This window comes from Paraburkholderia phenazinium (genome assembly GCF_900142845.1).
Taxonomy (GTDB): Bacteria; Pseudomonadota; Gammaproteobacteria; order Burkholderiales; family Burkholderiaceae; genus Paraburkholderia; species Paraburkholderia phenazinium_A.
Genome location: NZ_FSRU01000003.1, coordinates 841,138 through 858,707, shown reverse-complemented (window position 1 = coordinate 858,707; position 17,570 = coordinate 841,138). Strand labels below are relative to the sequence as shown.

Annotated in this window: 18 protein-coding genes and 1 tRNA gene; 9 read left to right on the top strand and 10 right to left on the bottom strand. The window is 62.2% G+C overall.

Going from position 1 to position 17,570, the window contains the following annotated elements; translation table 11 throughout:
• Window positions 1-32 precede the first annotated feature (32 nt).
• The 6 genes from BUS12_RS37495 to BUS12_RS37470 form a co-directional block, all read right to left on the bottom strand.
• On the bottom strand, window positions 33-515 hold the full coding sequence (locus BUS12_RS37495) for an Hcp family type VI secretion system effector (RefSeq protein ID WP_074302611.1): 483 nt from the start codon (window positions 513-515) through the stop codon (window positions 33-35).
• Between the two features lie 54 nt (window positions 516-569).
• Window positions 570-2,075 carry a type VI secretion system contractile sheath large subunit gene (tssC, locus tag BUS12_RS37490; protein WP_074302609.1) on the bottom strand — a complete coding sequence of 502 codons (1,506 nt, stop codon included), beginning with the start codon at window positions 2,073-2,075 and terminating at the stop codon, window positions 570-572.
• A gap of 51 nt (window positions 2,076-2,126) precedes the next feature.
• On the bottom strand, window positions 2,127-2,660 hold the full coding sequence (gene tssB / locus BUS12_RS37485) for a type VI secretion system contractile sheath small subunit (RefSeq protein ID WP_074302607.1): 534 nt from the start codon (window positions 2,658-2,660) through the stop codon (window positions 2,127-2,129).
• Between the two features lie 51 nt (window positions 2,661-2,711).
• Complete coding sequence (tssA, locus tag BUS12_RS37480) at window positions 2,712-3,815, bottom strand: type VI secretion system protein TssA (RefSeq protein WP_074302605.1); 1,104 nt, start codon at window positions 3,813-3,815, stop codon at window positions 2,712-2,714.
• Between the two features lie 764 nt (window positions 3,816-4,579).
• A tRNA-Pro gene (locus BUS12_RS37475) sits at window positions 4,580-4,656 on the bottom strand.
• A gap of 49 nt (window positions 4,657-4,705) precedes the next feature.
• Window positions 4,706-5,698, bottom strand: a complete 993-nt coding sequence (locus tag BUS12_RS37470) for a polyprenyl synthetase family protein (protein WP_074302603.1) — start codon at window positions 5,696-5,698, stop codon at window positions 4,706-4,708.
• A gap of 215 nt (window positions 5,699-5,913) precedes the next feature.
• On the opposite strand from BUS12_RS37470, the gene rplU reads away from it, so the two are divergent.
• From rplU to proB, 4 genes are all read left to right on the top strand, one after another.
• Window positions 5,914-6,225: a 50S ribosomal protein L21 gene (gene rplU, locus BUS12_RS37465; RefSeq protein ID WP_007180329.1), complete on the top strand. Its 312-nt coding sequence runs from the start codon at window positions 5,914-5,916 to the stop codon at window positions 6,223-6,225.
• A 24-nt stretch (window positions 6,226-6,249) separates the two neighbouring features.
• Window positions 6,250-6,513 carry a 50S ribosomal protein L27 gene (rpmA, locus tag BUS12_RS37460; protein WP_007180330.1) on the top strand — a complete coding sequence of 88 codons (264 nt, stop codon included), beginning with the start codon at window positions 6,250-6,252 and terminating at the stop codon, window positions 6,511-6,513.
• Between the two features lie 179 nt (window positions 6,514-6,692).
• On the top strand, window positions 6,693-7,817 hold the full coding sequence (gene cgtA, locus BUS12_RS37455) for an Obg family GTPase CgtA (RefSeq protein WP_074302601.1): 1,125 nt from the start codon (window positions 6,693-6,695) through the stop codon (window positions 7,815-7,817).
• A 76-nt stretch (window positions 7,818-7,893) separates the two neighbouring features.
• A complete protein-coding gene (gene proB / locus BUS12_RS37450) occupies window positions 7,894-9,012 on the top strand; it encodes a glutamate 5-kinase (protein WP_074302599.1) in 1,119 nt (372 codons plus the stop codon).
• A 128-nt stretch (window positions 9,013-9,140) separates the two neighbouring features.
• Here the strand turns inward: proB and BUS12_RS37445 are convergent, their stop codons facing one another.
• Both BUS12_RS37445 and BUS12_RS37440 read right to left on the bottom strand, forming a co-directional pair.
• Window positions 9,141-9,698 carry a CNP1-like family protein gene (locus tag BUS12_RS37445; RefSeq protein ID WP_074302597.1) on the bottom strand — a complete coding sequence of 186 codons (558 nt, stop codon included), beginning with the start codon at window positions 9,696-9,698 and terminating at the stop codon, window positions 9,141-9,143.
• A 76-nt stretch (window positions 9,699-9,774) separates the two neighbouring features.
• Complete coding sequence (locus BUS12_RS37440; protein WP_074302595.1) at window positions 9,775-10,434, bottom strand: RNA pyrophosphohydrolase; 660 nt, start codon at window positions 10,432-10,434, stop codon at window positions 9,775-9,777.
• 305 nt (window positions 10,435-10,739) lie between these two features.
• On the opposite strand from BUS12_RS37440, the gene BUS12_RS37435 reads away from it, so the two are divergent.
• Together BUS12_RS37435 and BUS12_RS37430 are read left to right on the top strand one after the other, a co-directional pair.
• Entirely contained in the window at window positions 10,740-12,476 is a 1,737-nt protein-coding gene (locus BUS12_RS37435; RefSeq protein WP_074302593.1) for a proline--tRNA ligase, read from the top strand.
• Between the two features lie 12 nt (window positions 12,477-12,488).
• Entirely contained in the window at window positions 12,489-13,088 is a 600-nt protein-coding gene (locus BUS12_RS37430) for a MarC family protein (RefSeq protein WP_074302591.1), read from the top strand.
• Window positions 13,089-13,217: 129 nt separating this feature from the next.
• On the opposite strand, the gene BUS12_RS37425 is transcribed toward BUS12_RS37430, so the two are convergent.
• Both BUS12_RS37425 and ffh read right to left on the bottom strand, forming a co-directional pair.
• Entirely contained in the window at window positions 13,218-13,769 is a 552-nt protein-coding gene (locus BUS12_RS37425; RefSeq protein ID WP_074302589.1) for a hypoxanthine-guanine phosphoribosyltransferase, read from the bottom strand.
• A gap of 163 nt (window positions 13,770-13,932) precedes the next feature.
• Window positions 13,933-15,300, bottom strand: a complete 1,368-nt coding sequence (gene ffh, locus BUS12_RS37420) for a signal recognition particle protein (protein ID WP_074302587.1) — start codon at window positions 15,298-15,300, stop codon at window positions 13,933-13,935.
• An 81-nt stretch (window positions 15,301-15,381) separates the two neighbouring features.
• Here ffh and BUS12_RS37415 point away from each other — a divergent pair, with 81 nt between their 5' ends.
• The 3 genes from BUS12_RS37415 to ampD are packed head-to-tail and all read left to right on the top strand — an operon-like array spanning window position 15,382 to window position 17,220.
• The gene (locus BUS12_RS37415) at window positions 15,382-16,299 is read left to right on the top strand and encodes a cytochrome C assembly family protein (protein ID WP_074302585.1); all 918 of its coding nucleotides are present in this window, start codon (window positions 15,382-15,384) and stop codon (window positions 16,297-16,299) included.
• A gap of 7 nt (window positions 16,300-16,306) precedes the next feature.
• Entirely contained in the window at window positions 16,307-16,627 is a 321-nt protein-coding gene (locus tag BUS12_RS37410) for a PP0621 family protein (RefSeq protein ID WP_074302583.1), read from the top strand.
• On the top strand, window positions 16,624-17,220 hold the full coding sequence (ampD, locus tag BUS12_RS37405; protein ID WP_074302581.1) for a 1,6-anhydro-N-acetylmuramyl-L-alanine amidase AmpD: 597 nt from the start codon (window positions 16,624-16,626) through the stop codon (window positions 17,218-17,220). Before BUS12_RS37410 ends, ampD begins: the two co-directional genes overlap by 4 nt.
• The last annotated feature ends 350 nt before the right edge of the window (window positions 17,221-17,570 follow it).

The following is a 17,570-nucleotide window of genomic DNA, read 5'->3' as shown; positions in this document are numbered from 1 at the left end:
CGCGCGGCGCGCTCGCCGATGGTCCGGCTCCGTCAGACTTCGCGGTTTTCCTTGATGTCCCAGGCCAGCACGCTTTCGCCGCCCTTGGTGCCCTGGTCGGTCTGTTCCCAGTACTGCTTGCGGACCTTCGCCGCCTGAAAGCCGTAAGTGATCTTGACGGCTTCCGAGGCCTTCGCGGCGCCCTGCTGCACGGAGGTCACGAGAACTTCTGAGAGCGTGATCCGGAGGTACTCGATCTGCGTGCCGCCGGCCTTGCACACGGAGATCACCACCTTCGGCAGATGCTTGCCGTTCGCGCAATACTTCAGGACGGCCGGTGCGGCCTTGTCGAGAAAGGTCTCAACCTGCAGGTCGTTGTAGCTGACCTTGCCGATCCCGCCGCCGCTGCCGGTGGCCATGTTGCCTGGCTGCATGGCGCCCCATGAGTACGACTGGATATCGATCCAGCCCTTATGGTTGGCGTCTTTGGACTCACCGGCTACGCCGTCTACCCACATATACATATCAACTGACATTGCATGCCCTTTCAGGTTTGGGATTGTTAGAAGCAATCGCCATGGTTAAAGCAATCACGCTGCAACAGCACCGTCCTTGAGCGCCGGCAACTTTGAAATCAACCTCAACGAGACCGTTAGACCTTCTAATTGATAATGCGGGCGCAAGAAAAATTTGGCGCTGTAGTAGCCGGGGTTATCCTCGATGTCCTCCACGCTCACATGGGCGGCAGCGAGCGGCTTTCTCGCCTTGGTGTCCTGTGAAGAGTTCACGGGGTCGCCGTCCACGTAATTCATGATCCAGTTGTTGAGCCACGCTTCCATCTCGCCGCGTTCCTTGAAGGAACCGACCTTGTCGCGCACGATGCACTTGAGGTAGTGGGCGAACCGGCAGCATGCGAACAGATAGGGGAGGCGGGCGGCCAGTTTCGCGTTGTCGGTCGCGGTGGGATCGTGATACTCGGCTGGCTTTTGCAGCGATTGCGCGCCGATGAAGGCCGCGCAATCCGAGTTCTTGCGATGGACGAACGGCATGAAGCCGTTCTTGGCCAGTTCCGCTTCGCGCCGGTCGCTGATGGCGATCTCGGTGGGGCACTTCATATCGACGCCACCGTCGTCCGTGGGAAACGTGTGGGCGGGCAGGCCTTCTACTGCGCCGCCCGATTCCACGCCGCGAATCGACGTGCACCAGCCGTAATGCTTGAACGAACGATTGATGTTCGTCGCCATGGCATACGCCGAGTTGATCCAGGCGTAGCGCTCATGAGTGGCGCCTTCCGTGTCCTCCTCGAAATCGAAGGCGTCCACCGGGTTGATGCGCGAGCCATAAGGCAGACGCGCGAGGAAGCGCGGCATGGTCAAGCCGAGGTAGCGGGAATCGTCCGCTTCGCGCAGATGGCGCCAGGCCGCGTATTCGCTATTCTGAAAAATCTTGCTGAGGTCGCGCGGGTTGGACAGTTCCTGCCACGACTCCATTTGCATGACCGCGGGCGATGCGCCGGTAATGAACGGGCAATGCGCGGCGGCGGCAATCCTGGCCATCTCGCCGAGCGTCTCGATATCCGGCGGACTGTGGTCGAAATAATAGTCGCCGACGAGGCAACCTAGCGGCTCGCCACCGAACTGGCCGTACTCCTCCTCATACACTTTCTTGAAGAGGGGACTTTGATCCCACGCGACGCCTTTGTAGCGCCTGAGCATGCGGTTCAGTTCGGACTTCGTGATCGGCATGTAACGAATCTTCAGCAATTCGTCGGTTTCGGTGTTGTTGACCAGGTAGTGCAGGCCGCGCCACGACGACTCCAGTTTCTGGAAGTCTTCGTGGTGAATAATCGTGTTGATCTGCTGGGAGAGTTTCCGGTCGATCTCGGCGATGATGGTCTGAATGGTCTGGTAGGCATCGTTCGAAATGACGACCGCATTTTCCAGCGCCTGCAGTGCGAGCGTTTTCACCGCCGTATCGATCGCTTCGCGCGCCTGCTCCGTGCGTGGATTGAACTGGTTCATCAGCATGGCTGACAAATTGCCGGGTAGCAGGGTTTGTATGGCGGGCTGCTGTTCGATGGAGTCTGTGTCGTTCATGGGGATCTTCCAGCCAACGCTGATGAAATGGGATGGGGCTTGATCGTGGCGTTACTGCGACTCGTCCGCCGCGGAGCTTGACGTACCCGCGATCGTTCTAAGCAAGGTGGGGTCTTTCAGGGTCTGCGTGATCAACTCCTCGGCGCCACTCTTGCCGTCCATATAGGAAAGCAGATTGGACAGTTGCAAACGGGCCTCCAGCAACTGGTTCAGAGCCGGCACCTGCCTCGCGATGCTGGCCGGCGAAAAATCCTCCATGCTTTCGAAGGAGAGATCGACGGCCAGCAGGCCGTCGCCCGAGATTTCGTTCGCCACATGCAGGGCGACGCGCGGCTGGATCGATTTGAGGCGTTCGTCGAAGTTATCGACGTCGATCTCGAGGAACCGGCGCTGTTCGAGGTCCGGCAAGGGTCTGGTCGACTTGCCGGCCAGGTCGGCGATCACCCCCATCACGAACGGAATTTCGACCTTCCGCTCGCTGCCGTAAATTTCGACGTCGTATTCGATCTGCACCCGCGGGGCGCGGTTGCGGGCGATGAATTTTTGCCCGGTTGCGCTCGCTTTCAAGGCGCGTGAATTGGCCATGCTGATGTCCTCCAATGATTGGGCTTGCGATTGCGCCAAGGCGCCCGTATGTCAATTGTTGAGATGAGCGGATGCCGTGTCAGGCTGACCTGACCACATGCTTAGCTGGGGGAGTGCAGCCGGCGCCATATCGCGGACGATCTCGTAAAAACTCATGTGCATCAGACGTTGCGCACGGCGTATCAACAGGGGCGCCGGATGACCGGGCTCAGTCCGTTCCAGGTAGGCGCAGGCGCTATCTAATGCGAGCAGGACGTCGTCGCGCGAGCGTATGGGGGTGTTTGCCCATGAGCCTTCGTGGCCGGCGTTGTTCTGTGCAGCGGACTGACCCGTGGGCGTGGTTGGGGGCACGGTTGTGGGCGCTGGCGGCGCGGGCGGCGCCGAGGCGGTCTGAGCGGCCGGTGGCGACGCCGGCGTATCGCGCAGGGCGCCGCGGATGGCGTGGTACACCACCCTTAGCGGGTTTTCGATTGCACTGAGATCGGGGACCCACGCGGCATCGAGCTTCGCGAGAATCTGCCGACGAATCCGCTCAACGGTCTGCAGCAAGCGCGGCACGACCTCTAATTCCGTGTGCGCGGCCCTGAGAGCGACGAGCAATTCCGCCTGAAGGCTATCGCTCGCCACCGGCAACGCGCTGGCTGAGGAAGGCTTGCCGTTCTCGAGAATCGCGGCAGCGTCGCGCAACGAAAGCGGGGCGGATTTCCATGTCAGCAACGGCGCGGCACGTACGCTGCGCGCGAGCGTCTGTGGGTCGGTCAGCGCGGCAAGGGCATTGATTCGCAGGTGCGGATCGAACTCGCCCGCCGTCTCGAGACGGGGATGAAGCGTGCCCCAGTGCTGCTCGAGTACGTCGGCCGTGAGCGCAAGGCCTCTCGCATAGCCGGCGAGCCCGTTGATTTCCGTCCAGGCCAAGGTGATCAGGGCAATGATCCGCAAATCCGTGGTGCGTTTCAGCAGACCCGCGGCTTCCCGCTCGACGTGCCGCCAGTCGGGCGCCGTGGCGGGAATCAACGTGTCGCCGAATTGCTGCTCCGGTATGCCGACGGCCGCCTGTTGCAGCGAGATGAACGCGGCGTCATATTCAAGATCGGGGCCGCAAGTCTGATCAAGGCTGATCGAGCCGGCGAGGTCGAAGTCGATAGCGTCTCTCAAGAAAACTCTCCACCGGGCTTTAGGAGTGAACGGGAAAATCGAACGCAGGGATCAGAATCAATCTGATTTATTTCTTAAGAAAGCGATTTTGTTCTGATAAAACAATCAATAATCCTAATCATTGGAAGAAAAATTAAGAGTGAGTGGGAATTTTATTGAGATCTCAGTTATCGGCTTCGAAGCGGGAGCGTGATCAAGACTCTGCGGGCCTTTGACGACGATGGCACGCAAGGCAGGGATTGCTTTTCAAGCGGCTAATTATCATTAGCATACCGAATGATAATGAAATGGTTTCATCAGTGATGAGATGTTAAGGCTGCTTACTTCACATTGCAAGGGTTGGTGTCATCGCAAAAATATAATTCGCTATCCGAATTGTCTTGAAAATAAGAATTTTATAATTTGTAGTGAAATGTCCCGATCGCGTTTAATGGAACGTCGCGTGGGTGGTTTGTGGTTTGCGAGGGGCGGTGGAAGTCGCGGGGCGTCGTTTCGATCAAGCGCCGCTATGACGATGAGCGATGACGTTTCAGAAGGCGCGACGAATGGATTCGGCCCGCGCGTTATTCGCGTCGCCAAGCGACGGCGGTATCCGAGCGGCAGTCTGGCGAATGTGGGGAGTGTGCGATGAGGTCTTTGGCCGGCGCTCGACCCGCGCGGCAGACACACGAGACCGCTGGACACCCGAGCTCAAATCAAGGCGCCCAAAACAAAAAACCGCCCAGCAAGCTGGGCGGTTTCTGCCTTGATCTAACAAGGAAATCTGGTCGGGGTGAGAGGATTCGAACCTCCGGCCTCTACGTCCCGAACGTAGCGCTCTACCAGGCTAAGCTACACCCCGATGGGTACTGCTGTACTCGACTCGGACTAATCCGGCGTTTCAGTCTCGTTCAAGACTGTCTTGCCGTCGAGTAAGAACATAATTCTAGCAGGCTATCTTTGAAAATGGAATCGGGAAACGAAGAAATTGCTGCGGCCGCGGCCTGGGCTTCCTGTTTGGCGCATTCCAGCGTGTGATCCAGCGCGCCCGAGCGGGTGATTGCCTCGAAGATAGTCTCGAACCGGTCCGTACCGCCCTGTTCGATCGCCTCGCGCGCCAGGGCCGACTGTTCCGGCGTGCCGCGTTCGATCAGGTAAATGAGCGGCAGGGTGGGCTTGCCTTCGCGCAGGTCGTCGCCGGCGTTTTTGCCCATGGATTCCGCCGTCCCCGTGTAGTCGAGCCAGTCGTCCATGATCTGGAACGCCGTGCCGATGCGCCGGCCGAATTCCGCCGCGGCGGCTTCCGTGGTGGCGTCGACCCCGGCGAGGACCGCGCCGAGCTGGGCGGCCGCTTCGAACAGCTTGGCCGTCTTGTAGCGGATCACCTGCATGTAGCGGGCTTCGTCCACGTCGGCATCATGCATGTTGAGCAACTGCAGGACTTCGCCTTCGGAGATGATGTTGGTCGCTTCCGCGAGGATCTCCATCACCCGCATCTTGCCGACCCCGACCATCATCTGGAACGAGCGCGAGTACAGGAAATCGCCCACCAGCACGCTCGCGGCGTTGCCGAACAGGGCGTTGGCGGTCTGACGGCCGCGCCGCAGATCGGATTCGTCCACCACGTCGTCGTGCAGCAGGGTAGCCGTATGGATGAATTCGACCACCGCGGCCAGTTCGTGCCGGTACCCGGTGGTTTCACCCAGCGCACCCGCCACCAGCAACAGCAGCGCGGGACGCAGGCGTTTGCCGCCGGCACTGATGATGTACTCGGAAATCTGATTGATCAGCATCACCTCGGACGCCAGGCGGTGCCGGATGACGCGGTTCACCTGCTCCATGTCTTCGGCAATCGGGGCGAGCAGGCTGGCGGCGTTGGGAGAGGGGGTGGCAGTCGACGACATGATGGCTGATTTGGGTAGTGCCGCGAATTATAAGGCGAATCGCGACAGTTCCGGGCCGCAGCCTGCGGGATGGACCCGCGGCCCCCCGCCCGGCTGGGCTCTACGAGGCTGCGCCGCGCCTGTCAACGAGTTTTGACCGCGCAGCTAACTCTATGTATAATCACGGGTTTCCGCGCGTGGTGCGTGGGAAAAATGAACACAGAGTGAGGTTCTCAATGTACGCGGTCATAAAAACCGGTGGCAAGCAGTATAAAGTTGCCGTCGGCGAAAAACTTAAAGTAGAACAGATACCGGCAGACATTGACGCTGAAATCACGCTCGACCAGGTTCTCGCAGTGGGCGAAGGTGAATCGATTAAGTTCGGTACGCCGCTGGTCAGTGGGGCTTCCGTCAAGGCTACCGTCGTGTCGCAAGGTCGTCACGCCAAAGTGACTATCTTCAAGATGCGTCGCCGGAAGCACTACCAGAAGCATGGCGGCCACCGCCAGAACTACACCGAACTGCGCATCGACGCGATCAACGCGTAAGCGCACCGGTTAAGGAGCTAACAAATGGCACACAAAAAGGCAGGCGGATCGTCACGTAACGGCCGCGACTCCGAGTCGAAGCGTCTCGGCGTGAAGGTTTACGGCGGTCAAGCCATCAACGCTGGCGGCATCATCGTGCGTCAACGTGGCACGCGTATGCACCCGGGCGAAAACGTCGGTATCGGCAAGGATCACACCTTGTTCGCGCTGACGGACGGCCACGTCAATTTCTCGACGAAGGGCGCAGCGAAGAAGCACATGGTCAACGTCGTCCCGGCAGCAGTCTGAGTTTACTCAGGCACGGGCTTCAGGACCGGAAAAAGGCCCCGCGAAGTTAGCGGGGCCTTTTTCATTGCAGGTTCATAGCGGTATGTGTTGTCGTGAGTCCGCGCGGATGGCCGATCGGTCGATTGTCCAACGCACAGCGGGCACGGCAAAATAGCAACAGACACGGGACGGAGTTACGCATGAAGTTCATTGACGAAGCGAGGATTGAAGTCATCGCCGGCGACGGAGGGGATGGCAGCGCGTCGATGCGCCGCGAGAAGTTCGTCCCGTTCGGTGGCCCGGATGGTGGCGATGGCGGCCGCGGCGGTAGCGTCTACGCAGTGGCGGACCGCAACATCAACACCCTGATCGATTACCGCTACGCGAAGAAGCATCTGGCGCGCAACGGCGAAAACGGCCGCGGTGCGGATTGCTACGGCAAGGGCGGCGACGACATTACGTTGCGCATGCCGGTGGGCACGATCATCTCGGACATGGAAACCGGCGAACTGATCGCCGACCTGACCGAGCACAACCAGAGCGTCCAGATCGCGCAAGGCGGAGCGGGCGGCCTCGGCAACCTGCATTTCAAGTCCAGCACGAACCGCGCGCCGCGTCAGAAAACCGACGGCAAGCCGGGCGAGCGCCGGATGGTGCGTCTCGAGTTGAAGGTGCTGGCCGACGTCGGCCTGCTCGGCATGCCGAACGCCGGCAAGTCCACATTCATCTCGTCGGTGTCGAACGCGAAGCCGAAGATTGCCGATTACCCGTTCACCACGCTCGCGCCGAATCTCGGTGTGGTGCGGGTCGGCCCGAGCCGCAGTTTCGTGATCGCCGACATTCCCGGCCTGATCGAAGGCGCGGCGGAAGGGGCGGGCCTGGGTCACCAGTTCCTGCGCCATTTGCAGCGCACCGGCTTGCTGTTGCACATCGTCGACATCGCGCCGTTTGACGAGGCGGTCGATCCCGTCGTGGAAGCCAAGGCGATCGTCAACGAACTGCGCAAGTACGACGAATTGCTGTTCGAGAAAACGCGCTGGCTGGTGCTGAACAAGATCGATATGGTGCCGGAAGACGAGCGCGAAGCGCGCGTCTCGGCGTTCCTCGAAGGCTTCGGCTGGGACGGCCCGGTGTTCGAGATCTCGGCGCTGACCGGCCAGGGTTGCGAAGCGCTGTGCTACGCGGTGTATGACCACATTGCCGCCCATTCGGACGCGCAGCGCCAGGCCGAGGCGGAAGATCTGGCTGCAGACGTGCGTTTCCGCGAGAAGGCGGCAGCCGCAGGTTCGGCTGAGCCGACCGAGCCGCCTGCGCCGCAGGAATAAAGCATCGCTTGGGCGCCGGCGGGTTCGTCATGGACCGCCGGCCAGCATCACGCATTATCTTGGGAGACCGCGCACAATGCGTTCCGTCATCGCAGACTCCAGGCGATTGGTAGTGAAAGTCGGGTCGAGCCTCGTCACGAATGACGGGCGCGGCCTCGATCATGCCGCGATCGGTCGCTGGGCGGCGCAGATCGCTGCGTTGCGCGCGCAAGGCAAAGAGGTCGTGCTGGTGAGTTCGGGGGCGATCGCCGAAGGCATGCAGCGGCTTGGCTGGACCAAACGTCCGCGCGAAATCGACGAACTGCAGGCGGCCGCCGCGGTGGGGCAGATGGGGCTCGCACAGGTGTATGAAAGCCGCTTTGCCGAACACGCCATCCGCACGGCGCAGATTCTGCTGACCCACGCCGACCTGGCCGACCGCGAACGTTATCTGAACGCGCGTTCCACCTTGTTGACGCTGCTGCGCCTCGGCGTGGTGCCGATCATCAATGAGAACGACACGGTCGTCACCGACGAAATCAAGTTCGGCGACAACGACACGCTCGGCGCGTTGGTGGCGAACCTGATCGAAGGCGACGCGCTGATCATCCTCACCGATCAGCAGGGGTTGTTCACCGCCGATCCGCGCAAGGATCCGTCCGCCACGCTCGTCCAGCAGGCCGACGCCGGGGCGCCGGAGCTCGAGACGATGGCCGGTGGCGCGGGGTCGAGTCTCGGCCGTGGCGGCATGTTGACCAAGATTCTCGCCGCCAAGCGGGCGGCGCATAGCGGCGCCAATACCGTGATTGCGAGCGGCCGCGAGCCGGACGTGCTGGCGCGTCTGGCCACGGGTGAGGCAATCGGCACCCAGCTGATTGCGCGCACCGCACGGATGGCGGCGCGCAAGCAATGGATGGCCGATCACCTGCAGGTGCGCGGGCACGTGGTGATCGACGACGGCGCGGTCGAGAAGCTGACGGAAGGCGGCAAAAGTCTGCTGCCGATCGGCGTGGTCGGCGTGCAGGGCGCGTTTGCACGCGGCGAGGTGATTGCCTGCCTCAGCGCGGCGGGCCGCGAGGTGGCGCGCGGCCTCACGAACTACAGCAGCGCCGAGGCCAAGCTGATTCAGCGTCGGCCGAGCGGCGATATCGAGGCCGTACTCGGTTATATGCTGGAGCCCGAGTTGATCCACCGCGACAACCTTGTGCTGGTCTGATTCAGGCGGTCGTCGCGGGTAAGGCGGCGGTATCGCAAAAAAGCCGTTCCAGTCAGACTGAAACGGCTTTTTCTTTTGCTCCTCGTGCGTAGCCCCGAAAGGCCAGACACGCTACGACGCGTGCACGCTCAACGAATCTGCGAGGCGGCGGTCTTTTTATAGCGCATGTTTTCGAGAATCAGCTTGGCCGCGCCGGTCGGCGCCTTGTTCGCGCAGAAATAGTCCTGATAGAGCGACGCCTGATAGCCGTTCAGCGCGCTGTCTTCGATTCGCGCAAACGGCGTAGCGACAGTACTGTCCCAGCCGTCGTGATCCGCATTGAGAGCGGCGTACTGGCGCCACTCGTACGTATCGCAGCGAATCCCTTCGTAGTTCACGTTGTGCGCGCCGCTCGGGCTCGTCACCACCACCGTGTAGCGCACCACGCCATCATTGCCGACCGACAGCGACTTCGCGTCCACCGCGAAGGTCAGCGGCGTGTTGCCGGACACATCGAACGGAATCAGATTGGACGCCAGCGGCAGCGACGGCAACGTGTCTACGTTGTTTTCCTTCCAGTTGGACGTGCGGTCGAACAGATACGTAAACGCGCTGTCATCCTTGTTGGTGGGTTTGGGTGTGCTCGAACAACCAGCCAGCAGGGCGCCGGTGGCGACGCACGCCACGACGAGAGCAAGTGCTTTCAATATGGTTTCCTTGAAACGCCGGTGCGGCAGTCCATGAGCCGCACCGGCAGATGCGGTGCAGAAAGCCGCACCGGGTTTAGTCGCGCAGACCCGGCTGGGTCAGGGTGTTGTCGGCAGGGCCGCAATCGGACTCGATCGTCGTGCGAATCGTAGTCTCGACCGTCACGGTCGTTACCGACATCTCCTGCAGTTCCGTCGCGGTCGACGCTATCCGTGGATAGCGAGGCCCGTGATGGCCGCCAGGTTTTTCCGAACGCGGCGCAGCACGGCGCAGAAAACGGGATAGTTCCGTCAACGCCAACTGATATACATCCCGCTTGAACTCGATCACACAGTCGAGCGGCACCCAGTACTCGTTCCAGCGCCACGCATCGAACTCCGGATGATCGCAGGCGCGCAGGCAAATGTCGCAGTCGCGCCCTACCATCCGTAGCAGGAACCAGATCTGTTTCTGGCCGCGGTAATGACCGCGTACTTCACGCTTGATGAACTTGTCCGGCACCTCATAGCGCAACCAGTCGCGCGTGCGACCGATGATCTTGACGTGCTCCGGAAGCAAGCCGGTTTCTTCGTGTAACTCCCGATACATCGCTTGCACTGGGGTTTCACCGTACTTGATGCCCCCTTGCGGAAACTGCCAGGAATGTTCACGGAGCCGTTTGCCCCAAAACACCTCGTTGTGCGCGTTCAAGAGGATGATGCCGACGTTCGGGCGAAAGCCTTCACGATCCAGCATACAACCACCTTCGAATCCTTTAAAATTGCTTTGATTATAAACAGATAACGGACCTGACGCACCGAATCGCACCAGATTGGAACGATTCGCCGCAAAGGGGGCGCGTTTGCGGTAGCCTGTGGGCCATCCGGCGCAGCGGCACTGTGCTTGCACTGCAGGGCAGGGTTTGCGACGGCCTCGGCCTAAGGGTTTGTCCGCAGGGTTGCCACGTGTTCGTGACGTTTTTGTCGCGCGTTTGTCGAATTCCCCACCGTTTTCACCTTTCGGGCGGTCGCTCCGGCGCCGCCGCTTTTGGAAAATTCTGAATGAAAGCTTCCCGTTTCTTTATCGGCACCCTCAAAGAAGCCCCCGCCGACGCCGAAATCGTCAGTCACAAGCTCATGGTGCGCGCCGGCATGATCCGTCGCGTGGCCGGCGGGATCTATAACTACCTGCCGGTCGGCCTGCGCTCGATCCGCAAGGTGGAAGCCATCGTGCGTGAGGAAATGAACCGGGCAGGCGGCATCGAACTGCTGATGCCGGCCGTGCAGCCGGCTGAACTGTGGCAGGAATCGGGCCGCTGGGAAAAATACGGGCCGGAACTGCTGCGCTTCAAGGATCGCAAGCAGACCGACTTCGTGATTGGGCCGACGCACGAGGAAGTGGTGACGGACATCGCCCGTAACCAGATCAAGAGCTACCGGCAGATGCCGGTGAACTTCTATCAGATCCAGACGAAGTTCCGCGACGAGATCCGTCCGCGTTTCGGCGTGATGCGCGGCCGCGAATTCATCATGAAAGACGCGTACTCGTTCGACAAGGACCAGGACGGCCTGAAAGAGTCGTATCGCAAGATGTACGACGCCTATGTGCGCATTTTCACGCGCCTCGGTCTCGACTTCCGTGCGGTGGCGGCGGACAACGGTTCGATCGGCGGCAGCGGTTCGCATGAGTTCCACGTGATTGCCGACACCGGTGAAGACGCGATCGCCTATTGTCCGACCTCGGAATTCGCGGCCAACGTCGAAGCGGCTGAAGCCTTGCCGCTGATCGCCCAGCGCGCGGCGCCCGCTGAAGAGATGAAGAAGACCGCCACGCCGGGCAAGGCGAAGTGCGAAGCGGTGGCTGAGCTGCTGAACATCCCGCTCGAGCGCACCATCAAGTCCATCATCCTCGCCACGGAAAACGAAGGCGCCGAGCCGACCATCTGGCTGTTGATGCTGCGCGGCGACCACGATCTGAACGAGATCAAGGCGTCCAAGCAACCGGGTCTGGCCGAGTTCCGCATGGCGACGGAAGCGGAAATCGTCGCGACCTTCGGTACGCCGCCGGGCTATCTGGGCCCGATCCACACGAAGAAGCCGGTCAAGGTGATCGCGGACCGCACGGTCGCGAACATGAGCGACTTCGTGGTCGGCGCGAACGAGGTGGATTACCACATCACCGGCGTGAACTGGGGCCGCGATCTGCCGGAGCCGGTCGTCGCGGATATCCGCAACGTCAAGAAGGGCGATCCGTCGCCGGACGGCAAGGGCGTGATCGACATCTGCCGCGGCATCGAAGTGGGCCACGTGTTCCAGCTCGGCAAGAAGTATTCGGAAGCCATGAACGCCACGTATCTGGACGAAACCGGCAAGCCGCAGCCGATGGAAATGGGCTGCTACGGCATCGGCGTCACGCGTATCCTCGGCGCGGCGATCGAACAGAACTTCGACGACAAGGGCATCATCTGGCCGGAAGCGATTGCGCCGTTTGAAGTCGTGCTGTGCCCGATGGGCTATGACCGCAGCGAAGCCGTGCGCGAGCAGGCCAACAAGCTCTATGCGGAACTGGTCGCAGCCGGTGTTGACGTGATTCTCGACGATCGTGGCGAGCGTCCGGGCGTGATGTTCGCCGACTGGGAGCTGATCGGCGTGCCGCACCGTCTGGTGATCGGCGACCGCGGCCTGAAGGACGGCAAGATCGAGTATCAGGGCCGCCGCGACACCGAAGCGACGCTGCTGCCGGTCGAAGGCGCAGCGCAGGCGGTGACGGAGAAGGTTCGCGCAGCACTGGCGAACTAGGCGGAGAGGGCGGTGGAGTACACCTTCCTGTCTGCGACCGTCCTGCTGATTCTGATTACCGACCCGCTAGGCAACATCCCGCTCTTCGTCAGTTGCCTGCGCGGGGTGGCGCCCAAGCGGCGCGCGGTGGTCATTCTGCGCGAGGTGGCGATTGCGTTTGTGATCCTGCTGGCGTTCATGGTGAGCGGCGAGCGCTTTCTGCGGATGATGAACCTGACCGACCAGTCTTTGCGGATCGGCGGCGGTATCGTCCTGTTTCTGATCGCGCTCAGGATGGTATTCCCGCACCCGGACGGTCCGTTGGGCGGCGACACCCGCGGCGGCGAGCCGCTGATCGTGCCGCTCGCCATCCCGGCATTGGCCGGTCCCTCGGCGCTTGCCACGGTGATGCTGTTGACGTCCCAGGCGCCCGGCAAAATGCTCGAATGGATCGGCGCGCTGTGCGTCACGATGATTGTCTGCGCGATCGTGCTGATGCTGGCGGAGCGCATTCAGAGCTGGCTGGGCGAGCGCGCAATGATGGCGTTCGAGCGGCTGATGGGCCTGGTGCTGGTGGCGATCTCGGTGGAGATGATGCTCGGTGGCATCCGGTCTTTCGTGCATCAACTCTGAGTCGGCCGCATCGACAAACAACGGCGACAAACAAAAAAGCGGCCCACGCGCGGGCCGCTTTTTTTCTGCACGGCCGGGTCGATCCAGCCGCGCTCAAACCTTAAACACCCAACTTCAAACCAGCTTCGCTTACGCCCCGTCGGTCAACGCACGAATCGTGGGCAGATTGCGCCAGTATCCCTTCGCGTCCATCCCGCAGCCGAACACATAGCGGTCCGGCACTTCGAAGCCGCAGAAGTCCGGGCGCAGCGGCTTGGCCTTCGGAATGATCTTCTCGCACAGCACCGCGCTCATAAAGCGCTTCGCGCCCATGTCGAGGATGCGGTCGCGGATCGCGGCCATGGTCTCGCCTTCGTCGAGGATGTCGTCGAGCACCAGCACGACACGGTCCTTCACCGACTCCGCCGGCGCCACGCGCCATTGCATCTCGCTGCCGCCCTTGGTGGTGTTGCGGTAGCGGGTGAGGTGGATGTAGTCGAATTCGAGCGGGAAATCGAGGTGCGGCAACAGCATGCCGGTGAACACCGCCGCGCCGCCCATCACCGACAGCACGAGCGGGAACTCCTCGCTCATTTCGGCAGCGATGGCCGCGGCCATTCCGCTGATCGACGCGTTGACGTCCTGGGCCGAAACGATTTCTTCGGAGTGGCTGAATATGTGGAGAGCTTCTTCGCGATTCATGACGTCTGGCGGGGAGTATCTGTATACATTAGTGTAAAAAGAACAACTGCGATAACGACGGCGCGCGCTACAGCATATACCCGCGCTTCCGGAAACGCGCGCCCTGGTCGTAGAGATGACCCGCGGCAACGCCGGCCGGATCGTCCCGGGGCCTGGCTCGGCTCTAGCGCATGCCGGGCAGCATGCCCTTCATGCCGCGCATCATCTTCTGCAGGTTGCCGCCCTTCAGCTTCTTCATCATGGTGCGCATCTGCTCGTACTGATTCAGCATCCGGTTGACCTCCTGCACCTGCACGCCCGCGCCCGCTGCGATGCGGCGCTTGCGGGTGGCCTTGATCAGCTCCGGCTTGGCGCGCTCGGTGGGCGTCATCGAATTGATGATGCCTTCCATGCGGCGCATCTGCGACTCGGCCATGCCCATGTTGGCGCCGGCGGCGGCCTGCTGGAATTGTGCGGGCAGCTTGTCCATCAGCGACGACAGGCCGCCCATGCTCTTCATCTGCGTGAGTTGGGCGCGGAAATCGTTGAGGTCGAAGTCGCCGCCTTTCTTGACCTTGTTGGCGAGCTTCTGCGCGGCTTCTACGTCGACGCCGCGCTGCGCTTCTTCGACGAGGGCGAGAATGTCGCCCATGCCGAGAATCCGGTTCGCCATCCGGTCCGGATAGAAAATTTCCAGACCGTCGAGCTTTTCGGCGACGCCGACGAACTTGATCGGCTTGCCCGTCACATGGCGCACGGACAACGCGGCACCGCCGCGCGAATCGCCGTCGAGCTTGGTGAGCACCACGCCGGTGAGCGGTAGCGCGTCGCTGAACGCCTTGGCGGTGTTGACCGCGTCCTGGCCGAGCATCGCGTCGACCACGAACAGCGTTTCCGCCGGCTTCAGCTCAGCGTGCAGCGCCGCGATTTCCTGCATCATCGCTTCGTCGATACCGAGACGGCCGGCCGTGTCGACCAGCAGCACGTCGTGATAGTGGCGCTTGGCCCAGTCCACCGCGGCACGCGCGATATCCACCGGCTTCTGGTCCGCCTCGGACGGGAAGAAGTCCGCGCCGACCTGCTCGGTCACCGTCTTCAACTGCGCGATAGCGGCGGGGCGGTAGACGTCGCAAGAAACCGTAAGCACTTTTTTCTTGTACTTCTCGCGCAGGAGCTTGGCGAGCTTGCCGACCGTAGTAGTCTTACCCGCGCCCTGCAGACCGGCCATCAGGATGACGGCGGGCGGCGTGACGGCGAGATTGAGTTCGACCGCCTTGCCTTCGTAGTCGCCGCCGATGATCGCGGTCAGCTCGCGCTGCACCACGCCGACCAGCGCCTGGCCAGGCGACAGGCTGCTGATGACTTCCTCGCCGAGCGCCTTTTCCTTCACCTTGGCGATGAATTCGCGCACGACGGGCAGCGCCACGTCGGCCTCGAGGAGTGCGAGGCGCACTTCGCGCAGCATCTCCTGGGTGTTGGCCTCGGTGAGCCGGGCTTCGCCGCGCAGCGTCTTGACGACGCGCGCCATCCGTTGAGTCAGATTGTCGAGCATGGGGAGCGATGAACAGTGCGGCCGGAGCTGGGCGCGAAGCGGGACACGTCGCGGAACTGGGGCCTAGTGTAAACTTCGAATATGGATATTGTACTGTATGCCCTCACTGCGCTCCTGTACGGCGGTCTCGCCGTCGCGGGCTGGCGCTCGCACCGGCACACCGTGTTGCGTCCGGCGTTAGAGAGCGTGCCGGCCCTGCCGGCCGCGGCTGGCGGGCCGGCGGTCGCGGCGTTCAGCGCGCCGGGCCGCTTGCTGCTGTTCGTCGCCCTGCTCGCGCACGGCGTCCTGCTGCATACCACCATCTTCCCGCAGGACGCGATGGTGTTCGGTTTCGCGTTCGCGCTCTCCGCGATGTTCTGGCTCGGGGCCGGCATCTACTGGATCGAAAGTTTTTTCTTCCCGCTCGACGGTTTGCGCCTGCTCGTGCTGCCGCTCGCCTGCGTCGCCTCGTTGCTGCCGCTCGGCTTCGGCGGGGTGCACGTGCTGTCGTATGCGGCCGACCCGATGTTCAAGCTGCACTTCCTGATCGCCAACATCGCCTATGGCCTGTTTGCGATCGCGGCGCTGCACGCGGTGCTGATGCTGCTGGTGGAGCGGCGCCTGCATGCGATGCGCGGCGGCGTGCTGCAGCGTCAGGGCGCCGCGGCCGGCAACGGCTGGCTGTCGAGCTGGCTCGATACGCTGCCGCCGCTGCTCACGCTGGAAAAGCTGCTGTTCCGTCTGATCAGCGCGGGCTTCGTGCTGCTCACGCTGACCTTGCTCTCGGGCATCCTGTTCAGCGAGCAACTGGTCGACCGCGCGCTGCGGCTCGATCACAAGACCGTGTTCGCGATTCTTTCGTGGTTGATGTTCGGTGCGCTCCTGACTGCTCGCAAGGTGTCGGGCTGGCGCGGCCGCGCGGCGTTGCGCTGGGTGCTGGCGTCGTTTGTGGCGCTGCTGCTCGCCTACGTCGGCAGCCGTTTCGTTTTCGAGGTGCTGCTGCACCGCCCTGTGGTGTGATCGTTCCATGCGACAAATTTTTCTGCTGATCCTGTTGTTCGTCGTCGGTCAATGGCTCGTCAAGGCGCTGCGTCGTGCCGACGCGCACAACGCGCAGCGCACCGGCGCGTCCGGTGGTCCCGCCGGCGGCCGCGCCGCGGGCAATGGCGCGGGAGCGCAGGCACGCGCGGCCAAAGCGCCGCGGCTGCCCGAGCCGATGATCCGCTGCGTCGAGTGCGGCGTACACGCGCCGGCGAGCGACTCGATCGTGGTGGCCGGCGAGCCTTTTTGCTGCACCGCTCACGCGCAGCGTCACGCCGCGCGACCGACAGGCCGCGACGCCCGATGAGCGTCGGCTTCACGGTCGACGAACAAGGTTGGGTGCCGACCGCGCGCAAGCTGCCGTCGCCGAACTTCGAAGCGCGTTCCGAAGGCGCGGTGCCGAGCCTGGTCGTGGTCCACAATATGAGCTTGCCGCCTGGCGAGTTCGGCGGCACCGCGATTGCCGAGCTCTTTCTGAACCGTCTCGATTGCGATGCTCACCCGTACTACGACACCCATCTGCGTGGCGTGCGGGTGTCGGCGCATTTCGTGATCCGCCGCGCCGGCGAGCTCGAGCAATACGTCTCGTGCGAGCAGCGCGCGTGGCATGCGGGCGCGTCGAACTTTTTCGGCCGCGAGCGCTGCAATGATTTTTCGATCGGCGTCGAGCTGGAAGGCACCGACGCGGTCGCATTCGAAGCCGCGCAATACGAGACGCTCGGCGCGCTCGTGAAGGCGCTGACCATCCGCTATCCGATCGCCGCACTCGCGGGACACTCGGACATCGCACCGGGTCGCAAGACCGATCCTGGACCGCATTTCGAGTGGCCCCGTCTGCAGCGCGACACCGCGCTCGCGGATCAGTACTTCCCCTATCTCAAGTTTTTCAAAACGCCGTAACGGCCCTTCGCGCGACTTTGCGTGATGCGAGGAGAGCGAGGCGCAGCCTTGTTCTCCGGGGAGTCGGCTCGCGCCGGGCGATGCAAATGTCAAGCCTTGAAAAACAAATAAAACGATTTGACCTGTCTTGAAACTACACTATACTTGGTGCCAGAAATTCAGTTTCGCACTATATCTTGTGTCTGGTGTGTATAACTCTGTGCATAACTGAGTGCATAAGTTACGCGGCGCCCCGGCTCGTCGAGCATGGCGCCGCAAGCATTCCAGGCGGCGAAAAAATTCCTGTGGCGCAGCCGGTAGAGAGAACCGGCCGCATCCAGAAGCATTCGGGAAAGGGGCTTAGCCAGTGA